The organism is Sorangium sp. So ce302 (genome assembly GCF_051530145.1).
Taxonomy (GTDB): domain Bacteria; phylum Myxococcota_A; class Polyangia; order Polyangiales; family Polyangiaceae; genus Sorangium; species Sorangium cellulosum_B.
Map to the genome: position 1 here is coordinate 254,692 of NZ_CP150326.1, position 16,974 is coordinate 271,665.

A 16,974-nucleotide genomic window follows, 5' to 3' on the forward strand; every position below is an offset into this window, starting at 1 on the left:
GCCCGTCGGTGGGCCCTCGGGCTCACCGCGAGCGATCTCACGGGCAGGCGTCGTTCTCGTCGTTCTCGTCGATCTCCACCCAGATCGACTCGGGATCGTCGAACCCTTTGAGCCGGAACGCGCCCGCTCGGCGGAAGTCCGCGCGCGACGGGTCGGGGAGCGCGGCGGCCGCGGAGCGCGAGAGCGTCACGCGGCCGGGGCGCGGCAGGCCGATCCCGGAGCTCGGCTCGTCCGCGCGATCCTCCTCGGTGACCGCCTCGATGCGGAAGAGCCGATGGACCTCCGTGCCGATGACGTCGTGATCGCTCATGCGCACCCAGCCCCAGTGGACGACGAGGCGCAGCTGGGCGGGGTCGTCGACGGTGCGGCGGAGCACGCGGGCCGCGTCGACGGCGCGGGCCACGGTGGGATAGACCGCGAGGTACCCATCGCCGGTCCCCTTCAGCAGGCGCGGGTTCGTCGCCCCTCGGAGGGAGCCGCGGAGCCGGTGAAGGTGGTCGACGAAGCCGGTGTCGCCGATGCTGCGGATCATGTGGGTCGACCGGACGATGTCGATGAGCAGCATCGCCACCTCCACCCGGTCGGTCGGCTCCGTTTCCTCTCGCCGCTCGTCGGGGAAGAGCTCGAGGAGCGTGAGGTGGAGGTCGTCCCAGTGGATTCGCTCGAGGTGCGCGCTGAGGCGGGCGAAGGTGGGGGAGGCGGCGATCGCCCGCCGCGCGGCGTCGGGGCCCTCGCCGTCGGCGATCTCTGTCGCGAGGCGGTCGAGGAGGGAGAACACCGCCCCGCCGATCTCCTCGTCGGCGTCCGGGCGCCGGAAGAGCTCGCGCTGGACGTCGACCACGAGGTCCCAGTGGCGGGGCCAGGGCTCCCCGTGGCCGATGATCACATGGCGGATCGCGTGGAACCGGCCGCCGCCGGGGAGCGGCTCGATCAACGCGCGGAGGGAAGGGTGGAGCAGGTAATACCGCGAGCGCGGCAGCTCGTGGCGCGAGCCGACGACGGCGTCGTGCGGCTGGCGAAAGCGCTGGACCTGGCGCTCGGCCCCCGGATCGGCGCCGAGCACCCCGAGGAGGCCGCACTCGAAGAGCTCGCGGAAAGGGTGGTAGACGTCGTCGGCCTCCCTGCCGTGGGCGTCGTAGAACGCGCGATCGACCTCATGAAACCTGCACCAGACCTCGACCACCTCGTCGTGGGTGAGGACGTCGCAGGGGAGGAGGCCGAGGAAGCGAGCCCGCTTGTCGCGGTGACAGAGCACCTCGAGGAAGACCCGCATCTCGTCGAAGATGTTGGCCACGAGGAGGCCGGCGCTGGTGCGCTGCACGATCTGCGTGAAGGTCCGCTCGTCGAGCGCCTTTCGGTTGCGCGAGATCTCCGAGGCGAGGATCACGAGGTCGCGCGGCCGCCCGAGGGTGTGGCGGTGGAGGAAGTCGAAGGTCGACTCGCCGCGGGCCGAGCGCCCCGCGCTCACCACGTCGAGGTGGATGAACTCGCGGAGCGGCAGCCGCTCGTAATAATACGTGAGCTTCTCGAGCAGCTCGAAGAGCTCGTGCTTGGCGTAGCGGAGCGTCGACGTCGCGCCGTAGAGGTTGGTCTTGATGTCGGACTCGTAGGCGGAGAACGCCTCTTCGCGGATGGTGGCGAAGATCTTGACGTGCCGGTTGGCGTTCATCAGATCCCACGCGGCCTCGATCATCCCCGCTTGCATGTGGATCCACGCGGCCCGCGGGAGCCGCCGGAGCGCCTGATCGAGCTTGTCGATGAAGATGAAGACGCCGCTGTGGAGCGAGCGGAGCCGCCGCTCGAGCGGGCGCTCCATCGCGTCGACGACCTGGTTGATCTGGCGGACGGTCAGCGAGAGCAGCTCCTTCAGCACCATCGTCGGCTCGACCGGCCGGCCCTCCAGGAGCCCGCGCAGGCTCCGGGGGAGCGGCGCCAGATCCGCGGGATCGCCGGCGCCGGCGGCGGCGGACTGGTAGGAGACGATCGACATGCGGAAGCTGAAGCTCCAGAGCCGCTTGCACTCGTGGAGGCCCGACATGAGGTCGCTGCGGGTCTGATCGACGCTGGGCAGATCGCCCATCAGATCGAGGTACGGCCGCCCCTCCGGGATGAACTGCACGGCGGCGTGGCGGCGCTCGCGGCCGGTCGCCGCCAGGTAGATCTCGCTGAGGACCGAGCGCTTGTACGTGAGGAGGAGGGTCTTGCCGAGCCCCTTGCTCCCCGAGACAAAGTGCTTGTTGGCGCTGTCGAGGAACTCGCGGACCACGGCGTTCTTGAAGGTCAGGTCCTTGAGGGCGCCGATATCGATCTGGTTGGCGTCCGAGGCCCAGCTCTGGTTCGTGGGGGGTTCGGGCGGCGAGGGCCGGGGCAGGGGCAGGGGCGGCTCCGGCGGGCGCCCGGCGAGCGCCCGGAGCGCCTCGATGAGCTCGCGGGCGGAGGTGAACCGGCGGTCGAGGTCGCGGTGGATCGCCCGGGCGAACCAGGCGTCAAAGCCGCTCGGGACGTCTGCCAGGCGCGACGGCGGGGCCGGGACATCGAAGCAGATCTTGTGGACGAGCTCGAAGAGCGACTCGCCGCGGAAGGGCCGTTGCCCGGTCATGCACTCGTAGGCGATCACGCCGATCGACCAGAGGTCCGCGCGGAGGTCGACCCCACGGGCGTCGGCGATCTGCTCCGGGCTCATGTAGCTCACCGTGCCCAGGGTGGCGCCGGCGTCCGTCTGCGGGGATCCATGGGGGTCGAGCCCGAGGTCACCGAGCTTGACGATCCCGAAGTCGAGGACCTTGCAGAGCGGGCCATCGTCGTCCTCGACGAGGAAGACGTTGGCCGGCTTGATGTCGCGATGGATGATCTCCATGCGGTGGGCCTTGGCGATCGCGCTGCAGACATCGCCGAGGATCGCCTTCGTCTGTTCATAGGAGAGCGGCCCGCGGGCGATCCGCTGGGCCAGGTCCTCGCCGCGAAGGAGCTCCATGGCGATGTAGCGCACCTGCGTGGCTGCATCGACGTTGAACTCGAGGAGCTGCACGACGTTCTTGCTCCGCAGCCTCGCCGCTGTCTGCGCCTCGCGGAAGAAGCGGGCGCGCGCCCGCTCCGTGCCGACGATCGCCGGATCCATCAGCTTGAGCGCGACCGGCTCGCCGAGGCGAAGATCGGTTGCCCGGTAGACCCGGCCCATGCCTCCCTTCTTCAGGAGCTCGTCGATCCGAAAGTGCTGGCCGACGACATCCCCCGGGCCAACGCTCCTGGCCCCGGTCGAGTCGCTTCCGCGAGCGGATGGCTTGGTGGCCTGGTACGGACGGCGGGCACTCTCATCCGACATATCGCCCAGCGTACCAGCCTTGGCGCCTCAGGAGAACCTGCGCGCCCGCGCCTACCAGCTCGTCGCAACGCCGCCCCGGAAGTAGGGCTCCTGCTCGGGCGCGGGGAAGCGCGCGCCGCGGCGGAGCTCGGGTGGCGCGCGGTGGCGCTGGCGCGGACATGGGGGCGCTCCGGGTCAGGAAGTGTCCAGGCGCGGCACGAACGTCGAGGCGGCCCATCCAGGGAGCCTCCCGTGCGGGGCGCCTCCGCCCGTGGCAGGCGTCCGGTTTTCCGTCGTTTACGCCGTCTGGGGCCCGGAGATCGGCATACACCGTGCAATCACAGCGCCTCATGCGCTCCGGTGAGCCCTGGCTCTGGTCTTGTGATCTCCGGCGAGCGGGGCGCGATGAGCAGTTCGAGCGCACACCGCGCCGTGGGCTCGCGTCGGGGCCAGCTCGTCGAGCGGTCGTCGCGGGGGCAGGGTAGCCGCGAAGGGGGGATGCGTCCGTGCGAATCCATCATCTCAACTGCATCTCGACCTGTCCGGTCGGCGGCGCGCTGATGGACGGGCGAACGCTGGGGCTCCGCGGGCGGCTGACGTGCCATTGCTTGCTCCTCGAGACGGAGAGCGGCCTGGTCCTCGTGGACACCGGGCTTGGGCTGCTGGACGTCTCGATGGCGAGGAAGCGGCTCAGCCGGTTCTTCCTCTTCCTCGTGCGACCGGAGTTTCGCGCCGAGATGACCGCGCGCCGGCAGATCGAGCGCCTCGGCCTTCGACCCGAGGAGGTCCGCCATATCGTGCTCACCCACCTCGATTTCGACCATGCCGGAGGCCTCGACGACTTTCCTGGAGCGCAGGTCCATCTGCTCGCCGACGAGCGTGACGCCGCGATCGCGCGGCGGACGCTCCTCGACCGGATGCGCTACCGGCCGGCTCAGTGGTCGACGCAGCCGAGCTGGATTACCTACCCCTCGGGCGGTGGCGAGCGCTGGTTTGGCTTCGAGGGCGCGCGGCCGGTGGGTGGATTGAAGGACGAGGTGCTCTTCGTCCCGCTCATCGGTCACACGCTGGGCCACGCTGGCGTGGCTATCCGGAGCGACGGCGGCTGGCTGCTCCTCGCCGGCGACGCCTACTTCTATCACCGAGAGATGGACCCGGTTCGGCCGGCGTGCACGCCGGGTCTGCGTCTCTATCAGTTCATGATGGAGAAGGACCGCGGCGCGCGGCTCGAGAACCAGCGGCGGCTGCGCGCGCTGCGCGAGGAGCGCGGCCACGAGGTAAGGCTCGTGTGCTCTCATGACGTCGTGGAGTTCGAGCGCATCACCGGACGAAGCCATGCTGTGCCGGCCGGAGCGGGGAGGGACGTGTCGGAGCCGCCGCTGTGGACCCCCGCTCCGGTCGCGGGCGCGCGCTGACCGCGCACAGCAGGCCATCTCCTCTCGGTAGGCCGCCTCCGAGGGCCGGGCGGCTCGTGGGCTACGTTGCATCCCGGCGCGGCGCCGCGCCCACCGGAAGCGTGAAATGGAACGTCGTGTGGCCCCCCTCGGGGCTCTCGACCCAGATCCTGCCGTCGTGGGCCTCGACCAGCCCCTTCGCGATGTACAGGCCGAGGCCGAGGCCGACCACGCGCTCCTCCTTCGCCTTTCCCCGGAAGAAGCGTTCAAACAGGAGCGGGAGGTCCTGGGCCGGGATCCCGCGGCCGCTGTTCCGGATGGAGATCTGCACCGCGTCGTCGCGCCGCTCCAGCGCCACCTGTATCGGCGTCTCGGGATCACCGTATTTCACGGCGTTGGAGATGAGATTGCTGAGCACCTGCTCGACGCGCCCGGCGTCCGCGTGCACGATCGGGATCTCCCCGCGGCTCTCGACGTCGACAACGCGCCCCTCGGTCTCGCTCTCCATCCGCTCGACGACCGCCTCCACGAGCGCGCGCAGGTCGACGGGGGCGCGCTCGATCGCGAGGCGACGCGACTCGATCTGGGAGATGTCCGTGAGATCGGAGACCATCCGCCCGAGCCGCTTGGCGCTCGCCAGGATGTGTCCCGCCCTCGTCTTCACCGCGGTCGTGACCTGGGGCTTCCGTTCGAGCTGGGTCGCGTAGCCGATGATCGTCGTCACGGGCTGCTTCAGGTCGTGCGCGACGACCGATGTCCACTCTTCCTTCAGCCGCTCGAGCTCCTTGAGCCGGGTGATGTCGTCGAAGACGACGACCGCGCCGAGCAGCTTGCCGTTCCCGTCGACGATGGGGCCAGCGCTCGCGAGCACCGCCAGCATGCTGCCGTCGGCGCGCCGGAGCGACAGCTCCCTCGAGCTCGTGACCTCGCCTCGCAGCGCGCCCGCCGACGGCTGCTCCTCGTCCGTGAGCGGCTCCCCGTCGGGCAGGCACAGGCCCCATGCGCCCAAGGGCCCGGGCGGCGAGTCTGTCCCGGCGAGCTCCTGGGCACGGCGATTCCGGGCGATCTGCGCGCCGGCCCGGTCGAGGAGGAGGATGCCGACAGGCGAGCGCTCGATGACCGCGTGGAGCCAGCGCCGCTCGGCCGCGAGCTGTCCGAGGAGCTGCTCGCGCTCCTCGTCGGCGAGCTTCTCCGTGGTGACGTCGCGCGAGATGCCGATCCCGGCGATCGGGTTTCCGTGCTCGTCGTGCTGGATCGTGATGTGGGTCGAGACCCAGCGGGTCCGGCCGCTCCTGTCGATGATCCGGAAGGTGAGCCGGCCGCCGGCCGCGGCCATGTGCTCGACGAACGCATGATAGCGCCCGACGTCCTCGGGATGGATCAGGGTGACGAACAGCTCGGGGTCCTCGTACCAGGCCGCGGGCGGATAGCCGGTGTGCTCGAGGACGGCGGGGTTGATGTACTCGTAGCCCCCCTCCGGGCCGAGCCGTATATGGAAGATGACGTCGCTCGCGTGCTCCGCGATCATCCGCAGGCGCTCCTCGCTGAGCCGCAAGGCGCGATCGGCGCGCCGCTGCTCGGTGACGTCGAGGGCCGTGCCGATCATCCGCAGCGGAGAGCCGTCCTCGGCGCGGATCACGTCCGCCTCGGTGTGGAGGGAGCGCTCTTCGCCGTTCGGGCGGACGATCCGGTAATCGACGCAATAGGGCAGGGTGCCCTGGAGCGCGAGGTCGACGGAGCGTATCACACCCTCGCGGTCCTCCGGGTGGATGCAGGCGAGGAACCGCTCGTACGTGAGCGCGCCGGCGTCGCGGGACAGGCCCAGCATCCGATAACACTCGTCGGACCAGAGCAGCTCGTTGCTCGGAATGTGCCAGTCCCAGTTGCCCAGCTTCGCCAACCTCTGCGCGCGGGCGAGGCTGTCCTCGCTCAGCCGGAGCGCGGCCTCCGTCTGCCTGGCTTCCGCGATCGTCGCGTGGAGCTGCTCGCGCGAGCGCTCGAGCTCGTGGTTCTCCCGCTCGAGCTCCTCGATCCGTGCGCGCTGGGCGTGCAGCTCGGGGGCGGTGAGCGCCATCCCGAAGAGGCTCGACAGGGCGCCCGCGATCTCGACCAGCTCGGTCTGCGGGAGGGCGGGCTGCGCCGTGGCGCAGAGCAGCACCGCGCGCAGGGTGCCGGCGAAGGCGATGGGGATCGCGAACGCGCGGGTGCAGCCGCAGCGTCGGCGCAGATGGCCGGCGTCGAGGAGCGCGTCGGCGCTCTCGTCCTCGGGCGCAACCTGCGCGATGTTCAGGCGGGCGGCGGCGCCGGCGAGGCTCGGGGCGTCGAGGGGCAGGCGCCGGAGGGCGTCCAGCGAGCCCGCGCTGCCGCCCGCGCAGGCGACGAGCCCGAGCGTGTGCGGCACCTGCGCGACATCGTAGAGGCAGGCGATGTCGACGTGGAGGAGGCGCGCCGCCGCCGCCACGATCGCTTGCTGCGGACTGTCATCGCCGGCGCGCGAGAGGGCCATCGACGCGTCGGCCACGGCGCGGGCGAGCGTGTCGCCCGACGCCGGCGGATCCCCGCGGTGTCGCTCCCTGGACGGTCCACCCCGTTCGGCTCCGCGCCCTCTGTCGTCGCTGTTCAATCCGCCCCTCGCGCCTTCTACCCGGATCCTGGTGGGCGCGAAGCGAGACTATCACGAGCCTTCGCGCCGCAACCTGGTTCACGAGCCTTCGCGCCGCAACCTGGTTCACGCGGCCGTCCAGGGCCCGGGCCGGTGCAGGCCGGCGGCGGCTCTGCCGCGCACGCGCTGGCTGAGGAGGACGCCGGGGAGGAAATGCGCGGCGGCCAGCGCGCTGGGAGGCGGCTACTGGGCGGCGTCGCCTCGTCGTGGCGAAGGCCAAGCGCCCCCGCACCTCTCGAAGTGCGTGGGCGATTTGCATACTGACGGCAACGTCTCATCGTCGCTGTAGGGGTCGAACGCCGTCGCGCGCACCCGGGCGTGCGGAGGTGGCCTACCTCGGTTGCGCCGCACAGGCGCGCGGGCTCTGGCTTCGTGATGGCCAATCACACCGGGACAGAAGCATTCCGGTGAACCATCGAGCCGAGAGCGGCGCTTCCACGCGGGGGTGCAGAGGCGCAACCCATGATTCACGCCATGCAGGAAGACCCCCGGCGTTTGCGCGGCGAGGTTCAGGTGGTTTTCATCCTCCCCCACTCAGAAGGGTCTTGGCGACCCGTCGATGCCATACGGCTGGGCGACATAGATGCGCAAGAGAAAACGTGAATTACAGTGCGAGTGTGAGTGTTGGGCGGACCCGACCCAGGTTGGTGGCGCGGACCCGCGCGCGGACCCGACCCAGGTTGGCGGGGCGGATCCTGTGGACCGACCAGGTGCAGCGGATCCGATGCCGGTTGGCGGACTAACCGCAACCCAGGTTGGGCTAGTCGAGGTTGGGCTAGTCGGCTCCAGCTCGGGTGGCGGCCCGCCAGGCGGCCGCCACCCAAGAAGCTTGGTCGAGCCGCGAAATGATTGATGGAAATCCCTGGCACGGCGCTTGTCTTATTGCGCCTGTCATGAGCCAGCCCCGCGAGATCGCTGCCGGAGCCACCTACCTCATCACCCGTCGCGTCTTGCGCCGGCACCTGCTCTTCCGCCCGGATGCGGCAATCACCCAGCTCCTGGTCTACGTCCTCGCGGTGTCGACCCGCCGTTACAGCATCGAGGTCCATGCGATCTGCGCCATGTCGACGCATCTGCACCTGGTCGTGACCGACTCGAGGGGCGTCCTGCCGCGGTTCTTGCAATTCTTCCATCGCATCGTCGCGCTCGGCACGAAGGTGCTTCGCGGGTGGGAAGGCCCGGTATGGGACCACGAGGCCACGAGCGTGGTGCGGCTGCTGACGCGCGCTGCGGTGGTGGAGAAGATTGCTTACGTCATGGCGAATCCTGTCGCCGCTGGCCTGGTGCAGCATGCTCGCGAGTGGCCGGGCGCCAAGGTGGATGTGGACGAGCTCGGTCGCGGCGTGCTGCGCGCAGCACGGCCTTCGGCGTATCTCGACCCGGAAAACCCCCAGTGGCCCGAGGAAGCGACGGTCTCGCTCGCGCTGCCGCCGGCCATCGAGCAGGACAGCGCGGAGGGCTTTCGCCAGGACGTCTCTGCCGAGCTCGAGCGACACGAAGCGCGGGCCCGCGCGGAGGTGCAGCGGCGAGGACTTCGCTTCTTGGGCGCCGAGAGAGCCTGCAAGGTGTCCCCTCACGAGCGCGTGACGAGCTTCGAGCCGCTGCGCGACGGCAATCCGACGTTTGCGGTGGGTCGCGAGCAGGGAGATGCGTGGCGAGTCGCAGGTGCCGCTGTGCGTGCGTTTCGAGCGTCGTACCGTGCGGCGCTGGAGCGATGGCGTGCCGGCGTACGCAGCGCTGTATTCCCCGCGGGGACGTGGTGGATGCGCACGTTTCACGGCGCCAGCGTGGCCGACGTCGTGCTCACGGTGTAGAGCCACAGCGGTGGGGCGCTGCAGGGAGGTTGGCGGGACGGGCGAGGGCATCAGTGCCTTGTCGTGGGGGCGCGTGCGTCTGGGACCGGCGGTGTGGACGGACGAATCTCGTGCGGCGGTGTACCCGTGCCTTCGTACCTCTGCAGGCGGTGCCGAACGCAGAGGAAGCGGCGTCAGGGGCAGAGGGCTGTACGCGATGGTTGGCCGAGCGGAATGATTCCTCTCGAAAGGTGGACCCATGGGATAGTCATTCCGGGGTGGGGTGCCGCAGCCCCCCGGCCGCAACGCAACCTGGCCGCATCGCAACGTAGGTCGGTCGTTTTCGCGTGCGGGGTGCGGCGCAACCTGGGTAGGGTCGTTTGGCCGTTCATGCAGGCACGCGCACGAGGCGAATGATGATCGGACGAAGAGGTCTCATCTCCCGACGGTGGGCGGCCGCCTCGCTGCTCATCACGGCGCCCCTCGCCGGTGGCTGCTCGGAGGACTACCACTTCACCCCCGTGCGCGTGAAGGCGCTCGAACCCGCGGCGCAGATCGTCGCCGGTGCCTACCATACCTGCGCGATTCTCAGGAACGGTAATACCGCGTGCTGGGGCGACAACGAAGCGGGCCAGCTTGGCGACGTTTCCATCGGCTCGCTGAGTACCTCCCCGAGGTGGGTCTCGCTCGCCGCGGACCCCGTGTGTCTCGCCGCTGGTCCGCGGCACACGTGCGCGCTGTTCGACGAGGGGAGGGTCAGGTGCTGGGGGGATGACGTGGGCGGCTCCCTCGGCGTCGTGCCGGCGGGCTGCGCCGACACTTCCGGGGGCGCGGACGTCGTGGCTGGTGGGCGTTGCCCGGTGCCACCGCGCGACGTGCCCGACCTGGAGGGCGTGGTTGAGCTCGCGGCCGGCGGGCTCGTGGAGGCGGACGACCCATCGCTCGGGTTCACGTGCGCCGTGCGCGGCGCCGACACCGTGGTCTGCTGGGGTGACAACCGGAGCCACCAGCTCGGCTCCGATCCCGAGACCGTCGTGAGGAGCGAGCCCGCGCTCGTCCTCGACCTGGGTGGGTTCCCGCTGCGCGGCGTGGCGCGCGTCGCCGCCGGCGAAGCGCAGGCGTGCGCCCTCGACGCGCAGGGCGACGTGTGGTGCTGGGGAGACGGTGCCGCCGGAGCTGCCCGCAAGGAGGGCGTGCGCGGCGCGACCGACGTTGCTGTGGGCGGGCGCCACAGCTGCGCTGCCCTCGGCACGGGACAGGTGGCGTGCTGGGGTTGGAACCTCAACGGCCAGAGCGGCGGCGGGCCCATCGTCGACAGCGCCGACGAGGTTGTCGGCGTCACCCTCATCGAGGGCGTTGCCGGTGCGAAGGCCGTCGTCGCCGGCGGGCGCCACAGCTGCGCGCTGCTCGACGACGGCGGCGTCGTGTGCTGGGGCTCCAACCAGAGCGGCCAGCTCGGCTCCGAGGAGGCCAACCTGGTCTCCGCGCCGGTGCAGGCGGCGCTCGACGTGCGCGCGGTCGCCCTCGCCGCCGGGCGAGAGCACACCTGCGCGCTCGACGAGGAGGGCGGGGTGTTCTGCTGGGGCAGCGACGGCCAAGGCCAGATCGGGACCGGGCGACAGTGACGCGCGCCGCGCGGTTGCTCGCGGCCGTGGCAGGGATGGCCGGCGCCCTCGCCCCTGGCGCTGCTCTCGCCGATCCGGTGCGGCCCTTTCAGATGGATCTCGCCTTCGGCGCGCGCGCGGGCAGCGGCGTACGGGTCTTCGAGGGCAGGCTGTTTCTCGGCTGGTGCGGGTCTACGGGCCCCGACCGCGCGTCGTGGGTCCCGTACTTCTCCGGGGGGCTCTCGGCGAGCGCAGGCTCGACCGACGTTGACGATCGCCGTGGCTTCGACGGCCAGGTGCGCGTCGCGCGCTACGCGCTCGGTCCCGAGCTCCGCGCCGGCTTTGCCGGCGAGAGCGGCACGATGAACCACTACGTTTATCTGGCCGTCGCGCCGGTCTACCTCTTCGCCGGGACGCTGAGCGACAGGCTCCCCGAGGCCGGTGGCGCGCTCGGCGCGCGCGCGGCCCTCGGCCTCGGCCTGCCCGTGAAGTGGCGCATGATCTTCGGGAGCCGGGACGAGCGGCTGTGCGACGGCAAGGACGACTGCCTGCTCGTCGACGCCCTGCTCTTCCTCGTCCCCAACCACGTCGAGCTCGCGTACGAGAACGCGGCCGGCTCGTCTCACCGGCTGGGCGGGGCGGTGGGGTACAGCTTCTGAAGCGCGCCGGCGCTTCCCGCGCCCTCACCCCTCGAGATAGGAGCCGAGCTCTCGCTGCCGCGAGCGCGTCCGGAGCTTCTCGAGCAGCTTCGCCTCGATCTGACGGATGCGCTCCCGCGTCAGCGAGAACGACTGCCCGATCTCCTCGAGCGTCTCGTCCTCGTTGCCGTCGAGGCCGAAGCGGCGCCGCAGGAGCTCGCGCTCACGCGGCTGCAGCGAGTCGAGCAGCTCGCGCGTCTGCTCGATCAGCCGGCGCCGGGCCAGCATGTCCGCGGGTGTGGGCTCGTCGTTGGCCAGCAGATCGCCGTACCGGGTATCGCCCTCCTCGCCGACGGGGGCGTCGAGGCTGAGCGGCTCGAGCGCGAGCTCGCTGATCACCCGCACCTTCTCCACGGTGAGGCCGCTGCGCTCCGCGATCTCCTCGACGGAAGGCTCGCGCCCCCGCTCCTGCACCAGATCTCGCCGGGCGCGCACCACCTGGCTCCGGATCGCGGTGAGGTGGACCGGCATCCGAACGGGCTTTCCCTGGTTGAGGATCGTCCGCTTGATCGCCTGCTTGATCCACCACGCGGCGTAGGTGCCGAAGCGGTGGCCGCGGCGGTACTCGAACTTGTCGGCGGCGCGGATCAGGCCGAGATTCCCCTCCTGCACGAGGTCCAGCAGCGGGACGCCGAAGCGCTGGTGCTCCCGCGCGATGGCGACCGCGAGCCGGAGGTTCGCCTGGACGAGCTCGGACTTCGCCTGCGCGACGGCGCGGCGCCCCCGGGCGATCGCCGCGATCGTGGCCTCGATCGCGGAGCGCTCCGCCTTGTCCGCCTCGGCCGCTGCTGCGCGAAGGCTCCGCTCGATGCGCTCCTCGAAGGTCGGATCGAGGCGCAGCTCGGCGAGGCCCGCGGCGAGGCCTGCGAGGGCGGTCTCCACGCCGTCCTCGGTGATCTGCCGGCCGAGGAGCGAGCGGGCGAGCGCGAGCAGCTCCGCGAGCCGCTTCGCGGAGGCGTCCGCCTCGGGATCACCCGCGTCGGCCTCGCACAGCAGATCCCGGAGGCTCAGCGCCCCGACCTGGACGTCCTCTGCCGTCGAGGCGAGCTCGCGCAGCGCGACGGGCGACCGGACCCACGCCTCGAAGCAGGCGAGCGCGCCCGCCTCGATACGACGGCCGATCGCGACCTCGCCCTCGCGCGTCAGCGGCTGGCTGCCGGCGAGCGACCGGAAGTAGAGCTCGGTCGCGCCGAGCGTGGCTTGCGCGCCGGTGGCCTTCGCGCGCCGAGCTGGCGCGCGCTCGCCCGCGCGTCCGCCCGCGGAAGCGATGGAAACGGGATGACTCGATTCGGACTCGCTCGTCGAGAGCGAGGGACGGAACCTCATTCAATGCGCTCCAGTGTTGCCGCTGCGTCGTACCCGACCGCGAAGGGTGTGAGGGGGCACGATCATCAATGCGCCTCGATATCCTAACCGCTGAGGACGTAAATAGGAAAACGAATCGACCGCCGACATGGCGCATTTCCACGGCGTTTTTCGGTGTTGCTGCCCCGCTCGGCGCGGCGCTTTCTCGTTGTCCTCGGATGGCGGCGCGCGCGTGTGCGTTGCCGGACGAGTGTACGTCGCCGGACGAGCGGACGCGTCCCTTTCGATCGCGCTGCGGGGCGGAGAAGCGGGCGTTGGAGGGCGCGACGTGAGGGCGCTGGCGGAGGACCTCGTGAGGGGGCGCGCTCGAACCGCACGGGCGGCCTCGGAGGGGGCGGAGCGAGGTCGCGAGTTGCCGGGACCGTACGGCGGGGCAGCGGGGCCGGTCGAGACCAGAGCGGGCGGCCTCGGAGGGGGGCGGAGCGAGGTCGCCATCTGTCTGGTGGAGCGGCCGCGACGGGGCGGGATCGATCCGAGACGGCAGCGGACGGCAAAGCGGACGGCAACGTAGGTCGGGAGAATCGTAGGTCGGGAGAATCGACCCTTGCGCGCGGCGGCGCTGCTGCTGAGCCGCGCTTCGGGGCGATGCGCATCGGGCACGACGCGGAGCGTCCTGCGCGCCGCTGGCCCTGCGCCGTCCGGGCAGCGGTTGCTATGCTCCACGCCCGCGCTGCCCTCCGGAGCGCGCAGTAGCCATTCCACCGAGGAGCGACGCGCATGATCCAGATCTTCGGCACGGCCAAGTGCAAGGCGACGCGGGCGGCGCAGCGGTTCTTCGCTGACCGGGGCATCAAGGTGCAGCTCGTCGATCTGCGCGAGAAGGGCCTCTCCAAGGGGGAGCTCGCGAGCGTAGCGCGCGCGGTGGGCGGCGTGCGCGTGCTTTACGACGCGGAGAGCGCGCGGGTGAAGGAGCGTGGCCTCCAGCACCTCGGCCCGAGCGATGCGCGGATCGCGGAGCTCCTCGTCGACGATCCGCTCCTGCTCCGCACGCCCATCGTGCGCGACGGGACGCGCGCCTGCGTGGGCGCGGCCGAGGCGACCTGGAAGGCCTTCGCCGATGCCGCGAAGGGCGGGTAGCGGGAGGGCGGGCCAGGGGATCGGGGGAGGCTGGGCCCGCGCGCGGGCCGAGGCGGCCCCGAAGGGAGCGCGGTCATGCCGCGACCCGCGTCGCCGCCTCGTCGCAGGTGCAAACGCAACGTTTGTGCCAATGCCGAGGCGGCAGTCAGCGCTCGGGGCGCCTCTCCTCGACGTGGTGCCGTCGACGCTCCACGCGATGCTTCTTCGCCGGCTTCGCCGGAGTCGCCGGCCTGACCGAGGCCCCCGCCTTCACCGTAGCCCCTGCCCTCACCGAGGTTGACGGCCTGACCGAGGTTGCCGGCCTGACCGAGGCCCCCGCCCGGACCGAGGCCCCCGCCCGGACCGAGGCCCCCGCCCGGACCGTCGCTGCCGGCCTGACCGTGGTTGTGCGGTGCACGTGGTGATGGTGATGGTGATGGTGGCCGTGTCGCTCGAAGCCGACGCGGTAGCGGACCAGGGCGCGCGGCTCGTCGCGGTAGTAGACCCAGCCGTGGTGCGACGGGTAGTACCAGCGGCCGTCCACATAGTAGACGTAGGTCCCGCGGTAGTACACGCGCGGGTAGGTCTCGACGTGGACCGGCGCCGCTGCGATGTGAACGACCGGCTCCTCGTACACCGCGAACTCCTGGTACGTGACGGTCGCATGCGCCGGCGCAGCGGCCCTGGTGTGGACTTCTGCCGCGCACCCGGTCGCGCCGAGGAGCGCGAGCGCAACGAGCGCGGCCAGCACGGCGAGCCTGCTGCTGCGCTGCTGAGCGCGCGCCGCAGCTCTGGGGGAGGAAACATCGAGGACTGGCACGTTCATCTCCATGGGGGTTCACAGGAGCAACTGCGGTGCCACCCGGCGAAGGCGGAGCGCCGCCGCGTGGCACCGCAGGGCGCCGCTCGCTGGTATAGCGCTTGCTGCCGTGCCGCGCATCGGCGCGACAGCGCCAGACTTGGATAAAGGAAGACGATCCCCATGAAACTTTCGAAGGTGCTCACCGGTCTCGCTGGCTGCGTCCTCGCCACTGCCTCGCTCACGGGGTGCATCGTCGTCGATCATGACGATGACCACGATCACCTCACGCGCGGCTCGCTCACCGTCGCCCTGACCATCGACGGCAGCGACGACCCGTGGGCGTGCTTCGATCACGACGTGAGCGGGGTCGCGGTCAGCGTCGAGGACGAGGATGGCTTCCTCGTCCTCGACGCGGTGGGGGACTGCGATGATCTCGGCCTCACCATCGACGGCCTCTCCGAGGGGTACTATGACGTCGATGTCTGGCTCGTGGATTTCGACGGAGACGCGATGAGCGACATCGTGCGCGTCGAGAGCGTGGACGTGCTCGACGGCGCCGAGACGCTTGTGGAGGTCGATTTCCCGTGGACGTGGATCGACTCATGACGCGCGCGGCTCGCCTGAGCGACCGCGCGCACGCGCCTACTCGCCCGCGATCGCGGTCACGAGACCATGGGCGCCGTCATTGGATCGGATAGGCGGGGTGGCGCTCGGGGAGCTCGGCGCTCGCGAAGGCCGCGAGCAGGCGCCGTCGCCGCCGCCCTGCGGGACATGAAGCCCTGTTACTGGGACTTCTGCGATTCCCCTTGCCGCTGCGCGTAGGCCTGGGGGCCTTGCTGCTGGCTGCGTTGCTGCTGTCCGCGTTGCTGCTGTCCGAGCTGGGCGCCCTGCCGCTGGCCGGGCTGCATCTGGCTGACCTGTCCGCGTTGCTGCTGTCCGAGCTGGGCGCCCTGCCGCTGGCCGGGCTGCATCTGGCTGACCTGTCCGCGTTGCTGCTGTCCGCGTTGCTGCTGGCCGAGCTGGGCGCCCTGCCGCTGGCCGGGCTGCATCTGGCTGACCTGTCCGCGTTGCTGCTGGCCGACCTGGATGCCCTGCTGCTGCTGGCCGACCTGGATGCCCTGCTGCTGTCCGACCTGGATGCCCTGCTGCTGGCCGGTTTGCGCCCAGCCGAACTGTCCGCGTTGCTGCTGGCCAGACTGGGTGCCTTCCTGCTGTCCGCGTTGCTGCTGGCCGCCTGCCTGCTGCTCGTGGAGCAGCAAGCAGAACAGCTGCTCGGCCTCCGTCAGGTGCTGCTCGACGTCCGCTCGCATCGCCTTCACGCTGGTTCGTATCCTGGCGTTCTCCGCGTTCGCGACGCCCGGCACGTCGAGGAGCTCGAGGGCGCGGCGATGGAAGGAGATCTGAGCCCAGATGAAGGCCGTGTCGAACTCGGCGCCTTCCTCCTCTTCCAGCGCTCCGCTCACCTCGGTCGAGCTCTCGTCGAGCTCCCGGCAGCGCGAGCACGACTCCATCCTGATACCTGAGCCCCTCGAGCCCGCGCCGAGCTGCTCGGACTGGGAGTGCTCCTCGACGATCTGCTCGGCGTAGCGCTTCACGTCCGGGGACTCGGCCTTGTCCAAGGCGATCTGCGACAGATCCACCTCCTTCTGGTGGATGAACGAGATCAGCATCGTGAGCTCAGCGTCCGACGGCTGCTGCGTCGCGCTGCGCTCTCCGCGGCCTCCCTGCCTGTCGCCCTGACTGCCGATCTGCCCGCGGCCCCCTTGCCTGCCGCCTTGATGGCCGGCCTGCTCGCCGCACATCTGCCTGTCGCCCGCGCGCTGGCCGCCGGCCCGTTCGCCGCCCTGTCTGCCGCCTTGATGACCGGGCTGCTCGCGGCCTCCCTGCCTGCCGCCGGCCTGCGCTCCACCGCCCCTCCCGGGCCCTCGCGCGCCGTCTCGGCCCGTCTGTCCGTGGCTCCTGCCGTCGGGGCCTGTGCCGGTCCGCTCTTGCCCATCCGTTCCATCGCGATTCGCCTCGGCGTCATCGTCGCTGCCCATGCAGCCGCCGGCCCCCGCGAGGACAAAGCTCCCAGCGAACATGATCGCCATGAGGCGACCTGAACGATTGCCCATCATTGCTTGCTCCTTGGCCGACACCGGCGCGCTGTCGCGCTCACCTGCCGGTTATCGGCCCCGAACATCTGGGTTCGGGAAGCGAGGATGGTGAGCGAGGTGGAGCCCTAAGCCTGCATCGTCATTTCCCCGAGCGCCCCTGCGCCCCCTGCGCGATCACGCCGAGAGTCGCAGTCCCGCTCGGC

The 16,974-nt window shown here is 70.9% G+C and carries 12 protein-coding genes; 7 read left to right on the top strand and 5 right to left on the bottom strand.

All coding sequences use genetic code 11. From position 1 onward, the window contains the following. Positions 1-37 precede the first annotated feature (37 nt). A complete protein-coding gene (locus WME73_RS01055) occupies positions 38-3,322 on the bottom strand; it encodes a protein kinase domain-containing protein (protein WP_437914469.1) in 3,285 nt (1,094 codons plus the stop codon). Between the two features lie 485 nt (positions 3,323-3,807). Here WME73_RS01055 and WME73_RS01060 point away from each other — a divergent pair, with 485 nt between their 5' ends. Continuing rightward, positions 3,808-4,716: an MBL fold metallo-hydrolase gene (locus WME73_RS01060; protein ID WP_437914470.1), complete on the top strand. Its 909-nt coding sequence runs from the start codon at positions 3,808-3,810 to the stop codon at positions 4,714-4,716. 61 nt (positions 4,717-4,777) lie between these two features. Here the strand turns inward: WME73_RS01060 and WME73_RS01065 are convergent, their stop codons facing one another. After that, on the bottom strand, positions 4,778-7,216 hold the full coding sequence (locus WME73_RS01065) for a PAS domain-containing protein (protein WP_437914471.1): 2,439 nt from the start codon (positions 7,214-7,216) through the stop codon (positions 4,778-4,780). Between the two features lie 1,034 nt (positions 7,217-8,250). Between WME73_RS01065 and WME73_RS01070 the strand changes: the two genes are divergently transcribed. The 3 genes from WME73_RS01070 (at position 8,251) to WME73_RS01080 (ending at position 11,413) form a co-directional block, all read left to right on the top strand. Beyond that, on the top strand, positions 8,251-9,171 hold the full coding sequence (locus WME73_RS01070) for a transposase (RefSeq protein ID WP_437917527.1): 921 nt from the start codon (positions 8,251-8,253) through the stop codon (positions 9,169-9,171). 395 nt (positions 9,172-9,566) lie between these two features. After that, positions 9,567-10,775: an RCC1 domain-containing protein gene (locus tag WME73_RS01075; protein ID WP_437743684.1), complete on the top strand. Its 1,209-nt coding sequence runs from the start codon at positions 9,567-9,569 to the stop codon at positions 10,773-10,775. Further along, positions 10,772-11,413: a hypothetical protein gene (locus WME73_RS01080; protein ID WP_437914472.1), complete on the top strand. Its 642-nt coding sequence runs from the start codon at positions 10,772-10,774 to the stop codon at positions 11,411-11,413. The genes WME73_RS01075 and WME73_RS01080 overlap by 4 nt, the downstream gene beginning before the upstream one ends. A 24-nt stretch (positions 11,414-11,437) precedes the next feature. Here the strand turns inward: WME73_RS01080 and WME73_RS01085 are convergent, their stop codons facing one another. After that, positions 11,438-12,778 carry a sigma-70 family RNA polymerase sigma factor gene (locus WME73_RS01085; protein WP_437743686.1) on the bottom strand — a complete coding sequence of 447 codons (1,341 nt, stop codon included), beginning with the start codon at positions 12,776-12,778 and terminating at the stop codon, positions 11,438-11,440. A 756-nt stretch (positions 12,779-13,534) separates the two neighbouring features. On the opposite strand from WME73_RS01085, the gene WME73_RS01090 reads away from it, so the two are divergent. Then, positions 13,535-13,894, top strand: coding sequence for an arsenate reductase family protein (locus WME73_RS01090; protein ID WP_437743687.1), 360 nt, complete (start codon positions 13,535-13,537; stop codon positions 13,892-13,894). Positions 13,895-14,039: 145 nt separating this feature from the next. Here WME73_RS01090 and WME73_RS01095 read toward each other — a convergent pair whose 3' ends face one another. Next, positions 14,040-14,699, bottom strand: a complete 660-nt coding sequence (locus WME73_RS01095) for a hypothetical protein (protein WP_437914473.1) — start codon at positions 14,697-14,699, stop codon at positions 14,040-14,042. Between the two features lie 156 nt (positions 14,700-14,855). On the opposite strand from WME73_RS01095, the gene WME73_RS01100 reads away from it, so the two are divergent. Next, a complete protein-coding gene (locus WME73_RS01100) occupies positions 14,856-15,281 on the top strand; it encodes a hypothetical protein (RefSeq protein WP_437743689.1) in 426 nt (141 codons plus the stop codon). Positions 15,282-15,457: 176 nt separating this feature from the next. On the opposite strand, the gene WME73_RS01105 is transcribed toward WME73_RS01100, so the two are convergent. Continuing rightward, a complete protein-coding gene (locus WME73_RS01105; protein ID WP_437914474.1) occupies positions 15,458-16,345 on the bottom strand; it encodes a DUF4142 domain-containing protein in 888 nt (295 codons plus the stop codon). On the opposite strand from WME73_RS01105, the gene WME73_RS01110 reads away from it, so the two are divergent. After that, positions 16,235-16,777 (top strand): hypothetical protein, encoded by a 543-nt coding sequence (locus tag WME73_RS01110; protein WP_437917538.1) that lies wholly within the window; start codon positions 16,235-16,237, stop codon positions 16,775-16,777. The genes WME73_RS01105 and WME73_RS01110 overlap by 111 nt on opposite strands. Positions 16,778-16,974: the final 197 nt, after the last annotated feature.